Below are 21,763 nucleotides of genomic sequence, written 5' to 3'. Positions count from 1 at the left end.
GATGACTGCTTTGGCCGGAAGCAATCGTCAGCTTTTGAGAATGAAGAAAAAATGCCAAAGACCAAAATTCAAATGTCAATTGAAGGATCGTATTCATTTATCCCTTGAATCCTGAAAGGTTCCCGTTATGTATCTTGCCTGCCTGCCAGATAAAAAAAACAAACGCCGCTACATGATACGGCAATCCTATGCAGACGGCGACTGTTACCGCAGCCGGGATCTTTTTGATTTGGGAGATGATCCGGGGCGATTCATCAAATATCCGGGTGGCAATGGATTTTACATCGACACCGCGGTCGAAGAGGCCATTGCCGAGATAGGGGTTAACGCCTCCCAGGAAGATCTCGAGCCGATTTTCATGCCGTTTATCGATCCACAAATCCGGCGGGTTATTGACGGGTTTGATCGACGTGCAAAACATCACAAGCGAGGCGATAAATGCATTCCTGCCGAGGCCGTTCATCGGTTTGACCGTTACCGGCTGCATTTTCTCAAGTTGGGACGCATCGATCCGCGACGCATGGGATGCATGCCGGGTGCCTTTTATGCAGACCTTATAAAAAAATCTCGTGATGAAATCGAATATGATTTCATCACAGCGGAAAAAATTCTCAAACCCCACGAACTTGCCCTTTACACCTACCAGATTTTTGATCTGCAGCGTTATTTTAATGAGCACTTCGCCCATAGTCATCCCGAAGCGTTGGATCAGCAACGCATGGATCGATTTTTCATGGAAAGGTTATGTCGGCTGAACGCAGATGAGTCATTTTGGATTGGTAGTGACAAAGTGTCTGGATTGCATCAACATCTGGTACGTTATGCGGTGATGTACTTTGACAGCAGTTTTCCAACACGTGATCCGTTTCAGGATTTTTTGCGCGATTTTATCAACCGCCACCGGTTTTATCGTCCGCCGGAAAGCGTGAAGGTCAGTCTGGCTGAATCCGCCCGGTTGTTTGGTGTGAGTGTTGAGGCATTAAAAAAAATGGACCGCCGGGCACTGGCCAGACAATACCGGAAACTGGCGTTGATGCATCATCCGGACAAAGGCGGCGATACGGAGAATTTTGTCAAGCTGACCGCCGCCTATCAAAAATTGATGAAAAGAAAATCCTGCCGATGAAAATCAAGCGGCACCGGTAGAATCCACCGATGCCGCTAATGTTTTCTTGTGGATCAATAGCGCCATTATGGCTGCTGATGCACTGGTGGTGGGGTGGCATTTAGTCGTTCTTCGTAAGTAGACAAAAGAAACAACATGGCCAACGGCTGGGTGAAGAGCACGCCAATGAAAACGGTTCCACCAATCATGGTAATGGCGAGAAAAATGATCACCAACACCACATGATCCACAATTTCTCCACGCCTGCTTAGGGCATAACTTTCTTTGACAGCATCCATCACGTTCATTTCTTTATCGGTCATCAGCGGAACGACGTAAATGCAACAGAACGTAACGGCCACCGTGATAAGAAGACCGGGAAGAACAAACATTGAGAAGCCAATTAAAATGACTATTGAAACGACAACACAGAAACCCAAGAGGGGAAGGAAGAGGTTCATATGGGAAAACAAATCCTGGACTCTGGGTTCGCGGCCGTTTCGAACCAGCAAGAGCAAACTCTGGGTGTAACCGGCCAGAACGACGGGGAACATAATGAATAAACTGAGAAGACTCACTCCAACAAATACGAGCGTCAATAGAATCAGGGCAACAATGTTATTCAGGGTCAGATTCCAGGCGTTTTCGATGTGGCGCTTAAAATCCATGGGCTCTCCTAATACAGTAAGCGTTGAAGATGAAGGATGCGAACCGATCCCATCCATCAATGCCCGATTGGCCGGTCATAGACAGGATGCGACGGATACTATCATCCGTTACAATAAAAAAGACAATTTATTATCGGAAATGGTAATGTAACAAACAGAGGCATATACCGGTTTTCAGTGACGCTTGTCAACGCTATCCGACGTTGTCGACAGGTTAACGGCTGCCTTGCGGTTTAACGGTCCAGGCGACCATCAAGAATCTGCCGCAGTTGGTCTCGTTCGGCTTTGGCCCTGGCCAGGGATTGGCGCAGTTCATCGCGCTTGTGGGGTGGGCAATCGGCAAGCTGCTTTTCCAGGTGATCCACGGCCTGCTGTAGTTTGTAAAGATCTTTTGCGATCAGTCGCAAGGACATGGCCGTCTAATCCTTTTTGGGGGGCAGGCGTAGTGTTTTAAGGAAGGCAAACGGGTTGCTTTGATCCTGATCGTCACATTGGCAGGTATGATGGTTGAGATTGATTCCGCAATGGCTACATAATCCTTTGCAGGTATCCTGGCATAAGGGTTTGTAGGGAAGCGCCATGATGATCTGTTGGGCGATTTCCTCGCTCAGATCAATGCTGTCTCCCCCATAGAAAATAACATCCATTTCGTCAGCCGATAATTCAATATCATCCGTTAAGCGATGGTCGGCAGACGCTTCGTTTTCAGCAATGGCTGTGGCAGAAAAAACAATGTCGATGGCATGTTCAAAAGGTTCAAGACACCGACTGCATATAAGGCGAGCCGCTGTTTGCACGTGTCCATCAATCAAAATCGATTCACCGGACCAAGTGGCGCGGATCCGGGCATGCACCGGGCAGGTAAACGTGGTGGAACCATCGCGAGAGACCCCTGCCAATAGGGGCAACAGCGAAATGTCCACCTGTTCATCAATATTCCATTCCTTTTCAGCAATGCTGGCGATATGAATTCGTAACATGGGTGTTCGGCTTTTTTCAGCGGTCTTGGATGGGATGGGATTGATAAAATACCAATTGCCAGACATCCTGATGCGGATCATGGCGAATGATATAAAGACCGCCGTCATCACAAGCGACCTTAAAATAACGGTGATCCGGAGCCAGCCATCGGTCCTTTACGGTAACGACATTCATGCAGCGCTTCCCCATGGTCAAGCGCCGCGGCGTCTCTTCGCCCCGATAGCCGGCATAGCAATCCACCCGGATCTGCAATGGACTATCTTCCCGGGACGATGATACGCGAATCATTGGCCTGTTGTTTTTTTTGTTCTTCAGCCTGCATTTGTTGAATTTGTTCGACGACCTTAGCCATTTCATTTTCCATGGCTGCAGGAAAAGCGGTAATGGCTTCGGCCAGGTTATTGGCCATCAGTCTGGCCTGCAAAGGAAGCGGCCCTTGCGGGGTAAGAATCTGGGTATGGCCAAAAAATGCAGGGGACCGACTGGAGTCGTCCGTTCCATCTGCGTTAATCGGCACCATGCGACGAATCGAGGCCACCTTGAGATCGGTGATGGATTCCTCTCGATACAGGTTATTTTGATCTACTGTAAAATCAATTCGTTCTTGTTCCGTCATTAAAGCTCTCCATTTACTTTGGTTGAATTGCGGAAAAAAAAATAAAAAAAAGCCTGGCCCAATGGGCCAGGTACAATTACAGAAAAAAACATTTTACCCTAACTTATTTTCCTGCACCTGTCACGGAGTTTATCCTGGCGTATCCATAAAAATAAGGCCTGGGTGATTGAAGTTTTTTAACCCACGATTTATCATAATAACAAATGACATCTGAAAACCAATCCCCACTGGCAAGCACAAAACATTTTATACGCCGGCTAACGGCCATCGGATCTTCCTTGATTGTGGCCGTTTTGTTGATGGGCGCCAAGTTTTACACTTACCGGTTGACCCATTCATCGGCGGTACTTTCCGACGCCTTGGAGTCCATCGTCAATGTTGTGGCCGCCGCGTTCGCGCTGGTCAGTATCTGGCTGGCTGCCCAGCCTCCGGATCCCGAGCATCCCTACGGTCATGGCAAGATCGAATATTTTTCCGCCGGGTTTGAAGGTGCTTTGATCATTTTTGCTGCCATCGGGATTTTCAAAACCGGCATCAATCATTTATTCAGCCCCCATCCCATTGCCAACTTAGGCGTTGGGCTGGTGATCCTGGTTGCCGCTTCCGGGGTCAATCTTGTGCTTGGTTTTGGGCTTGTCAAGGTCGGCAAAACGCTTCAATCACTGACGTTGATCGCCGACGGCAAGCATGTGCTTACGGATGTCTATACCTCCGTGGGGGTGATCGCCGGTCTTTTTTTGGTTCAATGGACCGGGTGGCTATGGATGGATGGCGCCATCGCCTGTTTGGTGGGAATTAACATTTTACTGACCGGAACACGACTGGTCGGGCAAAGTTTTTCAGGTCTGATGGATGCCTCTGATCCCAAACTGTTGGATGACATTTCCCGATTGCTGGAAAAAAAGCGGAAACCCTTTTGGATTGATATTCATCAATTGCGGGCATGGCGAAGCGGAAATTTTATTCACATTGACCTTCATCTGGTGCTACCGAGGCAATTCAAACTTTATGAAGCCCATGACGAAGCCAAAACCGTGGAGCAATTGTTGGTCCATTTTTTTGAAGGCAACGCCGGGGTGTTGGTCCACCTGGACCCTTGCGAAGCAAAGGATTGCCCGATTTGCCGGCAATACGATTGTAAAGTGCGCAAAGCACCCGCCTCACAGAGAAAAATATGGGACCGGGAGTCGATGACGATGGACAAAACCCGCACCGTTGAAAAAAGTGGCGATGAAAAAGGTGCGGGTGAAGACGATGCTGGAAATCGAGAGCAAATAGATTATGCCGTTAAATCGCCGGGGGGACGATGATAAGGCAGATTGAAAGAGAAGGTCGCACCCTTGCCTGGCGCACTTTTCACCGTTAGCGTTCCATGGTGGTATTGAATGATCTGACGCGTGATGGACAGGCCTAATCCGGTGCCCGGTGGTCTGCCGCGGGAAGGATCAACTACTTGTTGGAATTTATCAAAAATTTGCTTTTGATCCGTTTCACTGATTCCAATCCCATTATCCGTCACCGATACGCTCAGCTGATCGGCGGCATAAACCAAATGGATGTCGATGCGCCCCTGGTTCGGATCGCAGAATTTGACCGCATTGGATATTAAATTCACCATGGCCTGAATCAGCTGATCACGGTCTCCGTCAATGGGCCGTGAACTATTGGGCAGGTGCACGTTCATCTGAATATTTTTTTCGGCCACCAGTTGCCCGGTGGCGCTTACCGCGTCTTGAACGACCGCTTTTAAATCGACGTTGGTGATATGCCACTTGGTGCGGCCTGATTCAAGCTTCTGAAAATCAAGCACCTGGGTGATCAGGCGCGTGAGCCGCTGCGTTTCCCTGATGATGATCCCCGAAAATTCCTGTTGACGATCAGGGGGCGTATCCGGATAGTCATGAAGAATTTCGGCCAGCGAACGGATGGCCGTCAGCGGTGTGCGCAGTTCATGCGAGACCGTTGAAATAAATTCGTCCTTCATTCGATCCAATTCCTGAAGCCGCTGGTTGGCTGCCTGCAACTCCTCCGTGGTACGTTCCAGCTCATGACTGTAAAGAATGGTTTGTCGGGTTTCATCGAGAATATCCATAACCTCTTCGATACCCAGTGGTTCTTCCTTGACGATTGACGACATCATTACCCGTGCCGAGGCGGACCCAATGGCACCGGCCAGTATTTTTTCAATGTGATTAAACAGGCCGGGGTCCCGGGTCAATGGCTGATCCCGATCGATGCCATGGGCCATGACATAATCATTTAACGCGGATTCGGTCCGTTCCTTTCCCAGAAACCGTTCCAACATTGAAACCAGGTCGGGAAGATAGGCGGTTCCCCGCCAAACCGAGGAATCATGCACCCGTCCCACATACCGATACACATCCACAAACATGGTTGCCTGGGAATGTTCGATGGCCGATGGCCGGCTGAACAATGATCCGGCGACATAGCAGCCTACATTGGCCAGCATGCTCCAGAAAACCGCATGGGTGATGCGATCAAAGACATTCAGACCAAAAAGTTCGAACGGTTTAAGATAATCGATGCCAAACGGGCCCTGGTTAATAAAATCTTGTGGAATCAGGCCGGCACCCGCCAAGGTGGGCAGAAACAGCGTGTAAAACCAGATTGAAAATCCGCACACCATCCCGATAAGGGCGCCGGTACGCGTGCCCCCTTTCCAGAAAATACCAATCAAAAGGGCCGGTGCGAATTGAGCCACGGCGGCAAAGGAGACCAGGCCGATGGAAACCAGGGTATAGTACTCGCCCGCATAGTGAAAATAGGTGTACCCCAAGAGCAACACCAAAATGATACTCAACCGCCGAATGGACAGCAGTATATTGCTCAGATCCTTGCGCTGCGCCAGTTTCAAGCTGGGCATGTGCAAAAGCAACGGCATGACCAGGTCGTTGCAGATCATGGTCGAAAGCGCCACGGTCTCAACAATGACCATGCCTGTGGCCGCCGACATGCCACCGATAAAAACCAATAGCGTGAGCCAGACCTGCTTGTTCGCCATGGGTAGGGTCAAAACGAACAGATCGGCGTCAATACCTTTAGCCCCATACAACAGCAACCCACCGAATGCGACCGGCATGACGAATATGTTGATGGCCAGCAGATAAAACGGGAAAAGCCAGATTGCCTTGTTCAAATGGTTTTCATTGACATTCTCAACGACCATGACCTGAAACTGCCGAGGCAGAAAGATGATGGCCATCATCGATAAGAAAATATGCGCCAGCCAGCTGGCAAACTGTCCGGTGTCAGGCGTTAACGTCATCAATGAACGAAGTTCAGGACGGGAGATGGCCTGCTGGCCCAGATCATGGAAACCGTTAAAAATAAAGAACGTGACAAAAACACCCGCGGCAATGAAAGCCACCAGCTTGACGATGGATTCAAAAGCGATTGCAGCCACCAGGCCTTCATGACGTTCGGTGGCTTCGAGATTGCGGGTTCCAAAAAGGGTCGCAAAAAGAGCCAGGAACATGGCCACGTAAAACGCGGTATCACTCCAGATATCGATGCCTTGGGGATGGGGGTGGGGAGACAGCAGCGGATATTGATGGATCAACAAAAAACTGCTGGAAATCGCTTTTAATTGCAAAGAGATATAGGGGACGATGCCAAGCACGGCAATGACGGTAACCACGCCGCCCAGGGTCATGCTTTTCCCATACCGTGAGCCGATGAAATCCGCGATGCTGGTGATGCGATGAATTTTAGAAATGCGAATGATCTTTTTTAGGATCAACCAGCCAAGGGTCGCCATCAGGGTGGGGCCCAAGTAAATGGTAAGAAACGCCGGTCCGGCCGATGCAGCCCGGCCCACGCTGCCGTAAAAGGTCCATGCGGTGCAATAGACAGCCAATGAAAGGGCATAGATATATGGATTGCTGATAATGCTCTTGCCAATATCCGCCCGTTTGTCGCCATAGTAAGCGATTGCGAACAAAACACCGATGTAGCATAAGGAGACGAAAATAACCGTTTCCGTTGCCAACATGGGCAGGCCCTTTTAGCGGTGGTGGGTTAATATCGGCACATCGGATTTGGAACGGCTGATGATCAGCATCAGAAGAATAATCAGTGTCCAGACACCAAACAGGTAAAAATACAACAATGGAATACCGCAAACAAGAATCGGCCGGTTGAACAGGCAGAGCAATGGGTAATTGTAAAGCAGCATACCAAGCAAAAAAAGTCCCACCAACCGTCTGCCGTTAATTTTATCGCGGGTCATGGGGGCTCCTTTATATTGGTCGATTACTGGATTTCAACTTCAGCAGGCGCAATGATCTCCGGATTGCCTGCATCCGACAATTTGGGCAGGCTAGCCGATTTGAATTTCCATCCACGATGGCGCACGATGCCGGTAAAAGGCGGCTCTCCCACCACATTCCCCACCAGTTTGATCGCGTTTTGGTCGAAGCCGTCAGGAATTTTAACCGTGCCGCCTTCGGCTTTTTCCAAAATCGGTTCGGGGGATAGATAGCGATCCATGGTTTTTCTGCAGTTTTCATGAACACTGCGTACGGCCGCGCCGATCTGGCTATCATCGTACGGCGAAAGATCTTCATTCAGAAAGTCAAGCAACCGGCCTTCCTTTTGAAGAACGGCAAAAAGATGAATGAAAAGGCGCTTTTCATGATTTTGATTTTGCCTCGGTCGGTGTTGCTGCTGCGCATCAACGGTCTGAAGCTCTTGCAATACCTTCTTTTTCAGTGGCGGTCTTTCACTGTGACGCGATAGTAGCCTTGCCAGCGTGATTTTTTGGAACATCCATGTCAATATACCATAAAGGATCAAAAATGCGAACAAATACGCGTATTCCAAAATCGTTATGGGCATCATAAACGCTTTGGACTTCCAGAAAAAATAACCAAACGCCAAAAACAGAAGGGTTGAAAAGAAGATTGTCTGAAAAAACGATCGCCATGCAAAGGACTTTAGTAATGAAGAAAATTTCATTGATGCTTCCACCTGTTTTTTTACAAAATTTGAAGTACTCGGTTTTGTTGAGGAGTGTGTCGGCAACCTAATGGGTAAACGCGCTCATGTCAAGTTTTACAAACGCGTCGGCGTTGTAATTCGGTTTGCATGGATAGGCTCAGACAATGGGCGGGTTTTGCCTTGTACACCTTGGCTGCTTATGGTAATCATAAATCGTATCAATTAAAGGACGCGATAATGGTTTGGTTGGATCGCCAGGGCGCTGCAGTAATCTGCTACAATATTTACCATAACGATTCAAACCCATAGCAAACAACTCATGGCCAATAACTATAGACACCGTTTTGATTTTGACATTGGATATTTGGTAAAAAGCCCCTGCCGTGAGTGCGTGGATCGTTACCTTTTCCCCGATTGCATGGACACCTGCATCCCTTTGGACAGAATCCATACCGCACTGACCACCAGCGTCTCCTGTTCACGCTCCCACTCGTCTTTGGAATCCCACGCCATTTTTCAAGAAATCAACGATGAAAAATAGCAGATAATATCAATCTTCCGAAAAATTCAATACGATATCGATCCGGCAGGCGCTTGAACCTGAATTCGAAGAAAAGGAGGGGTATGCCAGATTATCGATTTTTTAACCACCCTTGCTATCGCCAACTGGCCGACCATGCCCAGACCCTGCAGGCAGCGGACCAGCACCTCAAGCATCTTTTAACCGATGAAAAACGATTTGCCGCGTTCAGTGTCAACGGTGGGGGATTATTTTTTGATTTTTCTCGTCAGCGTGTGAATAAGAGTACCATGGACCTGCTTTTCTCGCTGGCCGATGTCGCCGATGTCGTGGCGAAATTTACCCAAATGGCTGAAGGCAAAAAGGTCAATGTTACCGAGAATCGGGCCGCTTTGCACATGGCCGCCAGGAGTTTTTCAAGCCAGCCCATCGACGTGGACGGCCGCGATGCAAAAGCGGATTTAAGGCAGGTGCTGAAAAAAATTCGCAGTTTTTCAAACCAGGTTCATGAGGGAACAATCAAAGCAATCAATGGGATGCCGTTCAGGCATGTGATCGTCGTGGGCATCGGCGGCAGTTATCTGGGCACGGAATTTGTCGCCAATGCACTTGAGGCATATGCAGACAAGGATATCACTCTGGATTTTTTGGCCAATGTTGATATTCATAATTTTGGCCGGCTCTGGTCACGCGTTGATCCCCAACGGACCTTGTGGATCGTTATTTCAAAAAGCTACACGACCGCTGAAACCATGGCCAATGAAGACCTTATCCGTCGTTACCTGGCCGCCAAGGGCATCGATGCTTCCAAGCATATCGTTACTGTGACCAGCAAAGGCAGCCCCGGTGACCAAGGCCAAGACCAGGCACTGGCAGCCTTTCATATGTATGATTTCATCGGGGGGCGCTACAGTGTGAGCTCTGCTGTCGGTGGCGTACCGCTCAGCCTCTATTTGGGATACAACCGGTTCGAAGGCTTTCTTAAAGGGGCCGAGGAAATGGACATGCATGCCCTCTCGGCCAAACCCGAAAAAAATCTTCCCCTGATCGCCGCATTGTTGACGATCTGGAATACGAGCTTTTTGGGGTACCCGCAATCCGCGATCATCCCCTATGCCTCACCGCTTTGCAAACTGGCGACCCATGTTCAACAGCTCAACATGGAGAGCAACGGAAAATCAGTGGATACCGACGGGCGCTGGCTGGAACAGCCGGCTGGTGTGGTCATCTTCGGTGAACCCGGCACGAATGCGCAGCACTCGTTTTTCCAACTGGCCCATCAGGGCAGGGCATTTCCCATTGAATTTATCGGCGTGTTGAATCCGCAATATCAGATGGAAGAGGGCGCCTTTAAAGGGGTCGGCCATCAGCAGGAATTATGGGCCAACCTGTTGGCCCAGGCAACTGCATTGGCCGTCGGTCGGGATAGTGACAATCCGGCCAAATCGTTTAGTGGAAACAGGCCCTCATCCATACTCGTACTCGAAAATCTCGAGCCGGAAAGCGTAGGACGATTGCTTTCCTTTTATGAAGCCAAAACCATCTTCGAGGCCTTTCTTTGGGGGATTAACCCATTTGACCAGTTTGGTGTCGAGTTGGGGAAAATTACCGCGGGTACGCTTCGTGACCAGATCGCCATGCGCAACCAATCGCCCCAACACGATTTCGCCGCGGTCGATCCCATTAACCGTCACTATCTGAAGATGTTGTTCAGCGGCCGATTGCCCGATTGATCGGAAAGAAATGATTTTAATAGGCTTTAGGTCGCGAACCGATACAGCACCGCCCCCCAGGTTACGCCGGCTCCGAGTCCTAAGAACATGACCGTGCTCCCTGGCCCCACGCGCCCTTTCTCGATGGCTTCATCAAGGGCCAGGGGGATACTCGCCGCTGTCGTATTGCCATATTGCTGAATGTTGTTGTAAACCTTGGATTCGGGCAGATCCAGGGTCTTGGCAAAGGCCTGGTTGATTCTGAGGTTGGCCTGGTGGGGGATAAACAGATCCACGGCCGAAAGTGGGAGGCCCGCCTTTTCCAATACTTCCCTGGCGACTTCCGGCAATCGGCGAACCGCATGTTTGAAAATACTTTTCCCATCCATGGTGGGATAGTGTTTGCCTTCACGAAGCATGGCCTCATCAATTCGAGGATTGTCACGGGATGCCGGCGCGTAGGTCATCAGGCTTTCTGACAGGGAGCCGTCTGCGTGCAGCGCAGAGGCCAGGACACCGGAATCGGTGTTTGTCTCCATCCGTTCGACGCAGACGGCTGCCGCACCGTCTCCAAAAATCACCGCCACATCCCGGCCTTTGGTGGACACATCCAACCCGGTGCTGTGCACTTCCGCGCCAACCAGAAGAATGCGTTTGGCCAGACTACTGCGAATATAGGCATCGGCAGTGGTCAGCCCGTACAAAAAACCGGTGCATTGTTGACGGATATCCAGCGCCGGTGTGGATTTGAGCCCAAGTTTATCGGCCAATAGACATCCGGAGCCGGGAAAAAAAAGGTCCGGGCTGAGGGTGGCGAAAATGATCAGATCAATATCCTGCGGCGACCATCCGGTACGATCCATTGCAATCTTCGAGGCTTCCAATCCCAAATCCGAGACACCAACCCCACCTGATTCAGGTATCCAATACCGTTTTTCAATTCCGGTGCGTTGGAGAATCCATTCATCGGATGTGTCCATCCACTGGGATAGATCCTGGTTGGTTACAAGGCGGGGCGGTAAGTAGCGGCCGGTTGCTTTAATGACGGTCTTTTTCATGGGCTTCTCCTCTGGCTACAATGAAAACCGTTATTGATCGGCACCTGTCGACTTATGCATAATTTTAAAAGATATCTATGTTCAAGTAAATAATCAAGAAACTTGTCTAATCGGACAGCCTACCCGGTACGGTCAATATGCGTTTTGCAAAATTGAAATAATTGGCCGCGCATTTAAGATGAAACCAAATTCACCAGCGCCTCACAACCCAATAAAATCCTTAAGTTTGAACTATGTATCGTCGATATCCTAACCGGGTAAACAACGCCACCGTGTTACAAATGAAAAGCGTATTTCAACTGGCTCCATGGACATTCAAGAAAAATCGCGCCATTTTTTATGGCTACTAGTTGCACATGAACGAAAAGGCAAATCAAAAATCGAATGATGATCTGTCAAACGCCAAAAAAGATGAGGCGGCAAAGGATAGTGCGCCATTGTCAGGTGAAAAATCTGTTTCAGAGGATCTGAACGGCATGGCCGATGCCGATGATGATCTCGACGAGGAACAAAAAAAGGCCTTGGAAAGCATCATGGCTGAAATCAAAGGCGGCAATAAAGCGGATGAAACCGAAAAGGATGCCGGCGGAGATGCCGCTGCTTCGGAAACAGACGAGGCCGAAGACGATTTTGCCGCTGAACTGGAAAAAGTAGCCCAGGAAGCTGCCGCCGCCACCGAGGCTGAGGCGGACACAAAATCCAGCGATGATGCCGAGGATGATCTCGACGAGGAGCAAAAAAAGGCCTTGGAAAGCATCATGGCTGAAATCAAAGGCGGCAATAAAGCGGATGAAACCGAAAAGGATGCCGGCGGAGATGCCGCTGCTTCGGAAACAGACGAGGCCGAAGACGATTTTGCAGCTGAACTGGAAAAAGTAGCCCAGGAAGCTGCCGCCGCCACCGAGGCTGAGGCGGACACAAAATCCAGCGATGATGCCGAGGATGATCTCGACGAGGAGCAAAAAAAGGCCTTGGAAAGCATCATGGCTCAGATCGAAGGCGGCAATAAAGCGGATGAAACCGAAAAGGATGCCGGCGGAGATGCCGCTGCTTCGGAAACAGACGAAGCCGAAGACGATTTTGCCGCTGAACTGGAAAAAGTAGCCCAGGAAGCCGCCGCCGCCACCCAGACTGAGGCGGCCACGAAGCCCAGTGATGATGCCGAGGATGATCTCGACGAGGAGCAAAAAAAGGCCTTGGAAAGCATCATGGCTCAGATCGAAGGCGGCAATAAAGCGGATGAAACCGAAAAGGATGCCGGCGGAGATGCCGCTGCTTCGGAAACAGACGAAGCCGAAGACGATTTTGCCGCTGAACTGGAAAAAGTAGCCCAGGAAGCCGCCGCTGCCACCCAGTCTGAGGCGGCCACAAAGCCCAGTGATGATGCAGAGGATACGCTGGATGAGAACCAGCAAAAGGCCTTTGAGAGTATCATGGCCGAAATAGAGGGCAAGGATACTGACACAAAACCTTCGGATGCAGACAAGGCACCTGCTGCCGCACCTGAGAAAAAAGAAACAGCGAATGTTGAAAAAGATAAAGAGGACTCGGATGTAGATGATATTTCCGACGACATCGAAGATATTCTAAAAGAAATCACTTCAGACATTGATGAGTCCGATGATGACGGGGCTGGCGAGCGTAAGGATGCGGGTAAAAAGGATGTTGTTAGCAATGATGATATCATCGTCAAGGACGAGACTAAGGATAAATCGGAAGAAATTTCTCCTGCGAACGGCGATACCGCAGTAGAAAAAACGGTCACCGAAAAAATATCTACTGATCGAAAAAATGCGCCTGAATCCAAGACGGACAGCGAACCGGCGACCCAAAAAGCATCCCTCCCAAAAAAAACAGCACCGCTACCAAAAATCCAAAAAAAGATACGCATCGGTAAAAAAACCGCGATCGCCGTTTCCGGGTTTTTGATTATTTCTTTTTCCCTTGCAGGATACTATTACAAGAAGAATTTAGGGACACCTGAAGATGAAACCGCCTTGCCCGCTTCAGCCCCTGCTGTTGAACAAACCGTGCAACCGCAGCCGGTTGCAGCCGAAAAATCGTCCCCACCTGAGCCGGTCGAGAATTCTTCGGATCAGTACCAATTGAAAACGATCGGGAACGAGATTGATCAATTACGCGATGAACTGATTGCCAAGCGAAAAGAAATCGAGGAACTGCGAGAATATTACCAGACCGGTATCAATGCCGAACTACAGAATTTGGTCAAGACACTTCAAGAAACAGGTAACAGCCGGCCGATCACCCTCAAAACCGCCATGGCGGATCCACTTGTCAGCATGGGGCTAAAGGCCATTAAGCGGCGTGATTCCTACATCAAAAAACTCAAAGATCCGGTAAACGCGCTCTATTATAACAGTGAGGAATTGTTGTACCTGGCCAGAAAGGTCGACCTGCTGGCCATGATGGCCAAACATACCAGTGATATCGATATTGATGTGTTTCTCGATCAGGCCCATTTGATCATGACTGCCCACCGTAATGCGCTTTCCCAATTGAATATTGACGATGTTGATGTGCCGGAGTCCGATCTCGATTCAATTTGGCAACGCATCGAATCTGAGTTGTCCCAAAAAGGGAATGCGTCTGATCCAACACGGTCAACGAAAAAATCTGAAAATGAAGCCATTTGGGCCGCGATGTGCAGTGGTAATTTTTCACAGAAACATAAATTAACCGCATTGTCACCGGAAGCCGCCCAATGCCTGGCTAGCTGGAAAGGCAAGGATTTATTCTTGAACGAACTGACCACGCTTTCGCCATCGGCTGCAAGGCAGTTGGCTGACTGGAAAGGGGAGTGGCTGGGATTAAATGGTCTCAAAGACTTGTCGCCGGAGACGGCTGCATATCTGGCCAAATGGAAGGGCAAAGGTTTGTCGCTCAACGGATTGACCAGACTGTCGCCCCGGGTGGTGGCCATTTTGTCTGAATGGCAGGGAGACCAGATCGAACTGATCAATGTCAAGCACATGGCGCATTGGGAAAATCCAAAAACCCGGCTGTTTCTTTCCGAAGAGATGCACCGTAAGATAAACGGCAAAAGGTAATTGATAGTGAAACTTACCAAACGGATTGACAAATCATGGGGGCTTGGTCTGCTGTTGGTACTGCTGCTTTTCTCTATGGCTGCTGCAGCCGAAGACAAAGGAGAACAATTGCGCCGCTCCATGGCCGAAATCGCTTTGCTCAATGGTCAGATGGCGCAACGCAAGGCGGATGCGGTCAGTATTCGAGAAGCATTGTCGACAAAATTGAAAGAATTGGAAAGCGAAGCCCTTCAGGTGCTCCGGGAAAACAAAATCAGGACTCAGATTGACGCCTTGGAACATCCGCGAATTTACTATAATCTATTGCTAATGGCGGAGATTGAGGCATACATCAATCGTTACACCGAGAAAATTGCATATTATCGGGTTGCCTGCGATCGCCTCAGCTATCTCTATCAGCAAGCCGACGATGATTTAAAGATTGTCAATACGCTTTCTGACCTGAAAATCGACGCCCTGATCAGTCAAACCGAAAAGATCCTGGATGGGTATCTGCCTGATGCCCAGACAATCGTTATCAACCCCGCCACATTGGCTGTTGTCAAACCTGAAAAATTTCTGGCCCAGTTGAAGTGGGTCAAACGCTAAACCAATCTCTACCTGCCGATATTGGGCATCAATGCCCAGCGAATGACAATCAATTGAGATTCGTCCCGGTAATCAAGACAGACAATGCCGCTGTTTTGCAACTTGAAGACCATCTTTTCCGGGTTATCGCAAACCAGTAGGCCGATCAATCGTTCCAAAAAAGGAAGATGGCCGACCAGCATAACGTCTTGATCAATCGGTAGGGTAGGTGCGAACAGCGTTACATCGTCCAGCGGCTTCATTCCGTCACAGGCTTCGCTGCCACCTTCAGGCGTCAGGTATTGCTCGAATATTTCAGCGGTCTGGCGAGCCCTTTGTTTGCCACTATGCAGTGTCCGTGAAACATGCACCTGATACCCGGCAGCCACCTCGGCAATACGCTGGGTTTCCAATTGTCCGTCCTTGGAAAGCCCTTTTTTAGGGTCCTCGGATGCGGGCAGGCTTTTGCCATGCTGAGCCACATAAAGCGCCATCGTCTTCTCCTCGTTTACACCATCAAATTCATCAGTTTATCAGAAAGCACTTCGTATGAGTAGAACTGTTCACCGAGTGCGTAATTGGCCTCCACCATGGTTTTGCAAAGTGCATTGTCGCTGATCAGGGCCCGGGCATGGTCTACGGCTTCATCAGTGATATACCCATCGATTTCAACCGCCTGGAATCCTTTTGGTTTAATATCGAATGCATAGATTGAATAGCGGTTGACCAAGATTGGTTTTTTATAATAGACGGCCTCTAAAAACGCATTGCCAAACCCTTCCTTGGTGGATGGGTAGGTAATGAAATCGGCGTGATGGTAAATGTCGTACAACGTATACACTTTACGACCGTCATCAGTGATGGACCGGTTGTCATGGATAATATCTGAAACAAAAAGTGTATTGACCCCCATGCGCTGGGAATAGTCGATAATGCGCTGTTCATAATCGTGCCCCTCATCACCGGATGCGTGCGAAATGACCAATCGCGCCTTGATGCCCAGCCGGCTGACCAATTCGATGGCATTTTCAATGCCTTTGCGTTTGACCACCCGAGTCGGTTGGAGGATCAGTTTTTCGTCGGGATCCAATCCCAGCGCATCGCGGACATCGGCGGCGTACGCGTCCGGTGGTGGGGGAGGATTGGCGAAATCCATGACATTGGGGATCAAGGTCCCTGAAATGCCTGTTCTAAGGGATAACTGGTTGTCGGCGGCCGTGTTGATCACCACATGACGAATAGTAGGCAGATGCGGAGGGAAAGCCATGTTCAGATAATCCCAGACGGCATTTGACTTGAACTGCTGCCGTTCCCAGAAAAAATCGTGATGGTGGGCGATGGTTGGCAGACCGGTTTCGGCGATCAGTTCCGTAATGGCAAGTCCCAGTGGAATATTAAGGGGAATGGTCACTGCATTTTCCGGCACCAACAAATCGATATTGTATTTTGCGATAAAATCGTAAAGTTCGTCTTTCAGCTGTTCCTTGATGGTTTGAATCTGAGTGGTCAGCCGGCGATCCCGTCCCCTATTTACATGAACACCGAAAACCGTATTGAAAATCGTACGAATCTCCGGTTCAAGAAAATGGGCTTTGGATGATAAAAACGAACATTTGGGATCACGGTCCAGTTCACCGGCGAAATAAAAGCACTGGAGTCCCTTTTTTTCAAAAACACGCGCCCATTTTTCCGCTTCCAAAGATACACCGTCGGTTCCGGCGAATCGGGTGGAGATAAACCCGATGCGGTGGACTTTATCGAATGGAATATACATGTCGACTCCTGCGTTGGGAAATGGTAAAAACAACGGATACATGGTGATGAAAAAGGACTAATCTCTTTTTAGACCAACATACAAAACAGGTTCTGTCAACTGCGGATCGGCAGCGACGATGATGGTTGTTTTTAATTCCGATCAGTATCGCTAAAGTTGACAAACATTGAATATTATTAAATAATAAACAACCTCGATTGTTTCCGCCTATTTTTTTGAACTTACTGAAGTTTCGACATCGAACGGACAGTTTTGCGCTTCCATTGCGGGGGCTTTATGAAGGTCGCATTTGTTCATTACCACCTGAAAACCGGTGGGGTCACCACGGTTTTAAGACAGCAGGTGACCGCGCTTCAGCATTCCTGCGATTGTCTGGTGCTTACCGGCGATGTGGCGGGAACCCGGTTGCCGTGCAAAATCGTTGAAATCCCTGAACTGGGTTATGATCGGCCTGGTACCGGGCATGCAAATGCTGATCAGGTGGCCGATCGTGTGCTGGGTGTACTGAAGCGCCAATGGCCGGGCGGATGCGATATCCTACACATCCACAACCCATTGATCGCCAAGAACCGGCAATTGATCAATATCCTCAGCCGACTGCAGCGATGCGGGATAAATCTCTTTTTGCAAATCCATGATTTTGCAGAAGATGGACGCCCACTGGTCTATTTTGCTGACGAATATCCGATTGACTGTCACTACGGTGTCATCAATGGCCGTGACAAGAAAATACTGCAGATGGCTGGGCTTGAGGACACCGGCCTTCATTATCTTCCCAATGCCATTGAACCACTTCCGTTTACCCCCTGTGCGCACGGCAACCCACTGGTACTATATCCAGTGCGTGCCATCCGTCGCAAAAATATCGGGGAGGCAATTGTGTTATCGTTGTTTTTTCCAAAGGGCCGGCGGTTGGCGATCACCCAACCACCCAACAGCCCGGCAGATTTCCCCAGCTATCGCGATTGGGTCGGTTGGATAAACGATAATCGCCTGCCTGTGGATGTTGAAGCCAGCAAGTCCACCGCGTTCTCCCAACTGGTCGGTGAGGCGGATGTCATGGTTACCACCAGCATTGCCGAAGGCTTTGGATTTTCCTTTTTGGAACCCTGGACAGCCGGGAAATGGTTGTTTGGGCGACGGCTTAACGGTGTTTGCGCTGATTTTACTGCCAACGGTATTCAACTTGATGGGCTGTACGATAGGCTGGATATCCCGTTGGACTGGATTGACCGAGATCTGTATCTTCAGTGTTGGCGAGAAGCCGTCGTCAATGCCGCGGATCAGTACGAATATTCCATCACCAACACCAAGCTGGATCAGGCGAGTTCGGACCTTGTTCAATCCGAGCAGGTTGATTACGGCCTGCTCAACGAACGGTTGCAACGCATGGTTGGGGACCGCCTGATAGGAGACCCGGATGCCCGAAAAACGTTGGTGACCATGAATCCCTGGCTGGATGATCCCGGTGTGCTGAGGGGAAGACCTGATACCATTGAATCCAATCGACAAGCCGTCCTTGACCATTATGGGTTGAAACAATACAAAGACCGCCTGCTGGTAATCTATGATCAAGTGGTTCGTAAGCGAGTCCGCCATCGTATCGACAAATCGGTTGTTGTCGAGGCATTTTTTGATCTTGATCATTTTTCTCTTCTCCAATGGGGGTGCTATGAACCTTGATACCTCCATATTAAGCACTTATGTGCAAAGGCTTGCGCCCATTGCCACCCACATGGCACCGAAATTGGACGGCCTTAAGCCATACCAGGCAATTCTTTTCGATGTCTACGGCACCCTTGTGATCAGCGGGGCGGGAGATATCGGCGTTGGGTGTGACATATCTTCTAAAGATGATCAATTGGTGCAATTACTGCGTCGTTACGGCATCGACATGGAACCGGAGGAATTCAGGCGTTTGTTGCAATCGGCAATTCAAGCCTATCACACCACCGCCCGGCAACAGGGTGTTGATTATCCTGAAGTGGATATCGTTAAAATATGGGCACAAGTTTTAAACGTTCCCCAAGCTTCCTGGATTGATGAATTTGCCCTGGAATATGAGCTGCTGGTCAACCCGGTATACCCGATGCCGGGTGCGGATGAACTTTTCAGCGCATTAAAGGCGGCTGGCATCTTGATGGGGGTGATTTCCAACGCTCAGTTTTACACCCCGTTGTTGCTGGAGTGGCTTTGGGGGCGTTCGCTTGACGCATGCGGTTTTGAACCCCGCCTGCTTTTTTACTCTTATAGGCAGACGCATGCCAAACCATCGCCGATTATGTTTACGCGTGCCCGGTCCGCCCTCAACGATATGACCATCCCTGCAACGTCCGTACTTTATGTGGGTAATGATATGCTCAACGATATCCTGCCGGCCGCATCGGTTGGATTCAACACCGCCCTTTTTGCCGGAGACCAGCGATCCCTCCGATTGCGGGAAACGGATCAACGGTGCAGGCGATTAACCCCGGATCTTGTTGTTACCGACCTCAGGCAGCTTTTCGCCTGTGCCGGTGACAATCTCCCGTGAGGAAAAGATGGAAAAGTATTTGGATATTTTACCGACCTTTGTGGATCAAATCCGGCAGATTCGTGAAATCATCATCAGCAATATCGTTTTAATCGGTCAGGTGCCTGCGCCGACATTTCACGAACGACGCCGGGCGGAATGCCTGGTCGAACGAATGGCCGATTTTGATATCGATGAGTGCAGCATTGATGATTTTGGCAATGCCATCGGTGTCATTCACGGCTCGTCTCCCGATGCCCAATCCATTTTTGTGGTTGCCCATCTGGACACGTTCTCTGAAGTAGAGATTAACCAGCACTACGAGGTCACAGACAAGGTCATCAGCGGTATTGGGGTGTCTGACAACTCGGCCGCCGTGGGCGTGCTGGCCTCGCTTCCGGAGATTTTCCGGCGGCTGGATCTGTCTTTTGCATCGGACATTGTTCTGGTTGCCCCCTGCCTCTCCCTGGGTCCGGGCAACCTGAAAGGAATCCGTCAATTGCTCAAATCCTGGCCCGGTTCCATCCGGGGCGCGATTTGTCTGGAAAGTGTGGAACTGGGGCGGCTGAACTACTACTCTGACGGAATGATTCGCGGTGAGATCAGCTGCAGTATTGCAACCGAGAAAAAGCAGGACAAACCCTATCACCCCAATGCCATCTTGATCATCAACGAAGTGATTAATGCCATCCTGGGGCTGCGGTTGCCACAAAAGCCGCGTACCCATATTGTCATCGGTAAAATCGCCGGCGGGTTCAACCATGGCAAAATTGCCTACGATGCCAACATTGGATTTGAAATCCGCAGTGATTCCGACCGGATGGTCAAAGAGTTGTATGGCGACATCAGGGATATTGTCGACGGCGTCAACAAGACCTATGCGGTGGAACTGAAACTCAACCGCATCAGCAATCTGAATGCCACCCAGTTGCCGCACAATCATCCCCTGGTAAAATGTGCCTCCCGAATATTAAATCGTCTGGATGTGGAAGCCATCAGTGAACCCAGTGAAACGGCATTGTCGATTTTCCTGCAAAATAAAATTCCTTCCATCACCTTGGGGCTCACCATGGGTGACAACTTTCACAAAGATGGCGCGATCATTGAGATCGAGCCGATGTTCAAAGGCATTGCCCAGATTCCAGCGTTGGTCATGGCCATGGACAATGGAGTGTGTGATGCATAACAACTGGATTGAATCAAATACGTTTCATCATTCTGAATTTAAAAATCTTGATCAGTTGCTCGAGGCGAAAAACAAGAAAAACGTCACCATTTCTTTATGCCTGCCAACGCTCAACGAGCAGCGCACCATTGCCAAGGAAATCGTGATCATGAAGTCAGAGCTGATGACCCGTTATCCTCTGATCGATGAGATCGTGGTGATTGACTCCGGCTCAACCGACAACACCCGCGATATTGCAAGGTCCTACGATGTAATGGTCTATGAAGCCAATGATATTCTGCCGGATCTGGAACGATATAAGGGCAAAGGCGAAAACCTGTGGAAGGCCCTGTATGTCACGCAAGGCGATATCATCATCTACATCGATGCGGATATTAAAAACATTCACCACCGATTTGCCTACGGGCTGCTGGGGCCGCTGTTGCTTTCGGATCAGATCCGGTTTTCAAAAGCGTTTTACGACCGGCCCATTTCTGTGGGGGAAAACAAGTGGCGGCCCACCGGTGGGGGAAGGGTGACGGAACTGGTGACCCGGCCCCTTTTCTCGCTGTTCATGCCCAATCTGACCCAGTTCGTGCAACCCCTTTCCGGAGAATATGCCGGTTATCGGGATATTTTCGAAGCCATTCCCTTTCACATTGGATATGGCGTGGAGACCGGTATGTTGATTGACATTCATGAGAAATGGGGCCTTGATGTGATGGCCCAGGTCGATCTGGATCGACGGGTGCATAAAAATCAGGATACCAAAGCCCTGGGACGGATGTCCTTTGTAATCATCAAAACATTTCTTAAGCGTATCCAAAAGCTAAATCGAGTTAAAGTCAACCAGCAGCTTTTCGATGAAATGATCCAATACCATCTGGTTAACGGTAAACTTCAACCCGATATTCACTTCCTTGAGGAGAACGAACGCCCACCGATCGTCACGATCCCTGAATACCAACAAAAGTTCACGAATAGCGGGGCCCTGTCACAGTCCATCGGCTGACGCCCGTTAAAAAGGAAAACAGGCACTGCGTATGTTTTGATTATAC

General features: G+C 49.6%; 21 protein-coding genes. 10 read left to right on the top strand and 11 right to left on the bottom strand.

From position 1 onward, the window contains the following. Window positions 1–127: 127 nt before the first annotated feature. Window positions 128–1,126, top strand: coding sequence for a J domain-containing protein (locus Dvar_RS22575; protein WP_419655385.1), 999 nt, complete (start codon window positions 128–130; stop codon window positions 1,124–1,126). A 65-nt stretch (window positions 1,127–1,191) separates the two neighbouring features. On the opposite strand, the gene Dvar_RS22570 is transcribed toward Dvar_RS22575, so the two are convergent. The 5 genes from Dvar_RS22570 to Dvar_RS22550 all read right to left on the bottom strand — a co-directional run bounded on the left by Dvar_RS22570 (window position 1,192) and on the right by Dvar_RS22550 (window position 3,370). Then, window positions 1,192–1,773 carry a hypothetical protein gene (locus Dvar_RS22570; RefSeq protein ID WP_419655384.1) on the bottom strand — a complete coding sequence of 194 codons (582 nt, stop codon included), beginning with the start codon at window positions 1,771–1,773 and terminating at the stop codon, window positions 1,192–1,194. Window positions 1,774–2,006: 233 nt separating this feature from the next. After that, complete coding sequence (locus Dvar_RS22565; protein ID WP_419655383.1) at window positions 2,007–2,186, bottom strand: hypothetical protein; 180 nt, start codon at window positions 2,184–2,186, stop codon at window positions 2,007–2,009. A 6-nt stretch (window positions 2,187–2,192) separates the two neighbouring features. Next, window positions 2,193–2,753: a YceD family protein gene (locus tag Dvar_RS22560; protein ID WP_419655382.1), complete on the bottom strand. Its 561-nt coding sequence runs from the start codon at window positions 2,751–2,753 to the stop codon at window positions 2,193–2,195. A 16-nt stretch (window positions 2,754–2,769) separates the two neighbouring features. Further along, on the bottom strand, window positions 2,770–3,006 hold the full coding sequence (locus tag Dvar_RS22555) for a hypothetical protein (protein ID WP_419655381.1): 237 nt from the start codon (window positions 3,004–3,006) through the stop codon (window positions 2,770–2,772). Window positions 3,007–3,010: 4 nt separating this feature from the next. Further along, on the bottom strand, window positions 3,011–3,370 hold the full coding sequence (locus tag Dvar_RS22550; protein WP_419655380.1) for a cytoplasmic protein: 360 nt from the start codon (window positions 3,368–3,370) through the stop codon (window positions 3,011–3,013). Between the two features lie 203 nt (window positions 3,371–3,573). Between Dvar_RS22550 and Dvar_RS22545 the strand changes: the two genes are divergently transcribed. After that, on the top strand, window positions 3,574–4,680 hold the full coding sequence (locus Dvar_RS22545; protein ID WP_419655379.1) for a cation diffusion facilitator family transporter: 1,107 nt from the start codon (window positions 3,574–3,576) through the stop codon (window positions 4,678–4,680). On the opposite strand, the gene Dvar_RS22540 is transcribed toward Dvar_RS22545, so the two are convergent. The 3 genes from Dvar_RS22540 to Dvar_RS22530 are packed head-to-tail and all read right to left on the bottom strand — an operon-like array spanning window position 4,650 to window position 8,158. Then, window positions 4,650–7,382 carry an ATP-binding protein gene (locus Dvar_RS22540; protein WP_419655378.1) on the bottom strand — a complete coding sequence of 911 codons (2,733 nt, stop codon included), beginning with the start codon at window positions 7,380–7,382 and terminating at the stop codon, window positions 4,650–4,652. The genes Dvar_RS22545 and Dvar_RS22540 overlap by 31 nt on opposite strands. 12 nt (window positions 7,383–7,394) lie before the next feature. Beyond that, window positions 7,395–7,619: a hypothetical protein gene (locus Dvar_RS22535; protein WP_419655377.1), complete on the bottom strand. Its 225-nt coding sequence runs from the start codon at window positions 7,617–7,619 to the stop codon at window positions 7,395–7,397. A 23-nt stretch (window positions 7,620–7,642) separates the two neighbouring features. Continuing rightward, the gene (locus Dvar_RS22530; protein ID WP_419655376.1) at window positions 7,643–8,158 is read right to left on the bottom strand and encodes a DUF2760 domain-containing protein; all 516 of its coding nucleotides are present in this window, start codon (window positions 8,156–8,158) and stop codon (window positions 7,643–7,645) included. 490 nt (window positions 8,159–8,648) lie between these two features. On the opposite strand from Dvar_RS22530, the gene Dvar_RS22525 reads away from it, so the two are divergent. Both Dvar_RS22525 and pgi read left to right on the top strand, forming a co-directional pair. After that, complete coding sequence (locus tag Dvar_RS22525) at window positions 8,649–8,870, top strand: hypothetical protein (RefSeq protein ID WP_419655375.1); 222 nt, start codon at window positions 8,649–8,651, stop codon at window positions 8,868–8,870. A gap of 83 nt (window positions 8,871–8,953) precedes the next feature. After that, window positions 8,954–10,582: a glucose-6-phosphate isomerase gene (gene pgi, locus Dvar_RS22520; protein ID WP_419655374.1), complete on the top strand. Its 1,629-nt coding sequence runs from the start codon at window positions 8,954–8,956 to the stop codon at window positions 10,580–10,582. Window positions 10,583–10,608: 26 nt separating this feature from the next. Here the strand turns inward: pgi and Dvar_RS22515 are convergent, their stop codons facing one another. Beyond that, window positions 10,609–11,619, bottom strand: coding sequence for a 3-oxoacyl-ACP synthase III family protein (locus Dvar_RS22515; RefSeq protein ID WP_419655373.1), 1,011 nt, complete (start codon window positions 11,617–11,619; stop codon window positions 10,609–10,611). Window positions 11,620–11,975: 356 nt separating this feature from the next. Here Dvar_RS22515 and Dvar_RS22510 point away from each other — a divergent pair, with 356 nt between their 5' ends. After that, entirely contained in the window at window positions 11,976–14,687 is a 2,712-nt protein-coding gene (locus Dvar_RS22510; RefSeq protein WP_419655372.1) for a hypothetical protein, read from the top strand. A gap of 6 nt (window positions 14,688–14,693) precedes the next feature. Beyond that, window positions 14,694–15,275, top strand: coding sequence for a hypothetical protein (locus tag Dvar_RS22505; protein WP_419655371.1), 582 nt, complete (start codon window positions 14,694–14,696; stop codon window positions 15,273–15,275). 8 nt (window positions 15,276–15,283) lie between these two features. Here Dvar_RS22505 and sixA read toward each other — a convergent pair whose 3' ends face one another. Both sixA and Dvar_RS22495 read right to left on the bottom strand, forming a co-directional pair. Further along, complete coding sequence (gene sixA, locus Dvar_RS22500; RefSeq protein WP_419655370.1) at window positions 15,284–15,748, bottom strand: phosphohistidine phosphatase SixA; 465 nt, start codon at window positions 15,746–15,748, stop codon at window positions 15,284–15,286. Between the two features lie 14 nt (window positions 15,749–15,762). Further along, complete coding sequence (locus Dvar_RS22495) at window positions 15,763–17,028, bottom strand: glycosyltransferase (RefSeq protein ID WP_419655369.1); 1,266 nt, start codon at window positions 17,026–17,028, stop codon at window positions 15,763–15,765. Between the two features lie 276 nt (window positions 17,029–17,304). Between Dvar_RS22495 and Dvar_RS22490 the strand changes: the two genes are divergently transcribed. Genes Dvar_RS22490 through Dvar_RS22475 form a run of 4 tightly spaced genes read left to right on the top strand, consistent with a single transcriptional unit; the run spans window position 17,305 to window position 21,717 of the window. Next, entirely contained in the window at window positions 17,305–18,711 is a 1,407-nt protein-coding gene (locus tag Dvar_RS22490) for a hypothetical protein (protein WP_419655368.1), read from the top strand. Continuing rightward, on the top strand, window positions 18,701–19,561 hold the full coding sequence (locus Dvar_RS22485; protein ID WP_419655367.1) for an HAD family hydrolase: 861 nt from the start codon (window positions 18,701–18,703) through the stop codon (window positions 19,559–19,561). Before Dvar_RS22490 ends, Dvar_RS22485 begins: the two co-directional genes overlap by 11 nt. 7 nt (window positions 19,562–19,568) lie before the next feature. After that, window positions 19,569–20,726: a hypothetical protein gene (locus Dvar_RS22480; protein WP_419655366.1), complete on the top strand. Its 1,158-nt coding sequence runs from the start codon at window positions 19,569–19,571 to the stop codon at window positions 20,724–20,726. Beyond that, window positions 20,719–21,717, top strand: coding sequence for a glucosyl-3-phosphoglycerate synthase (locus Dvar_RS22475; protein WP_419655365.1), 999 nt, complete (start codon window positions 20,719–20,721; stop codon window positions 21,715–21,717). Before Dvar_RS22480 ends, Dvar_RS22475 begins: the two co-directional genes overlap by 8 nt. The last annotated feature ends 46 nt before the right edge of the window (window positions 21,718–21,763 follow it).

Origin of the sequence: Desulfosarcina variabilis str. Montpellier (genome assembly GCF_048565275.1) — a bacterium.
Lineage (GTDB): Bacteria > Desulfobacterota > Desulfobacteria > Desulfobacterales > Desulfosarcinaceae > Desulfosarcina > Desulfosarcina variabilis.
This window is presented reverse-complemented; position numbering and strand designations above follow the sequence as displayed.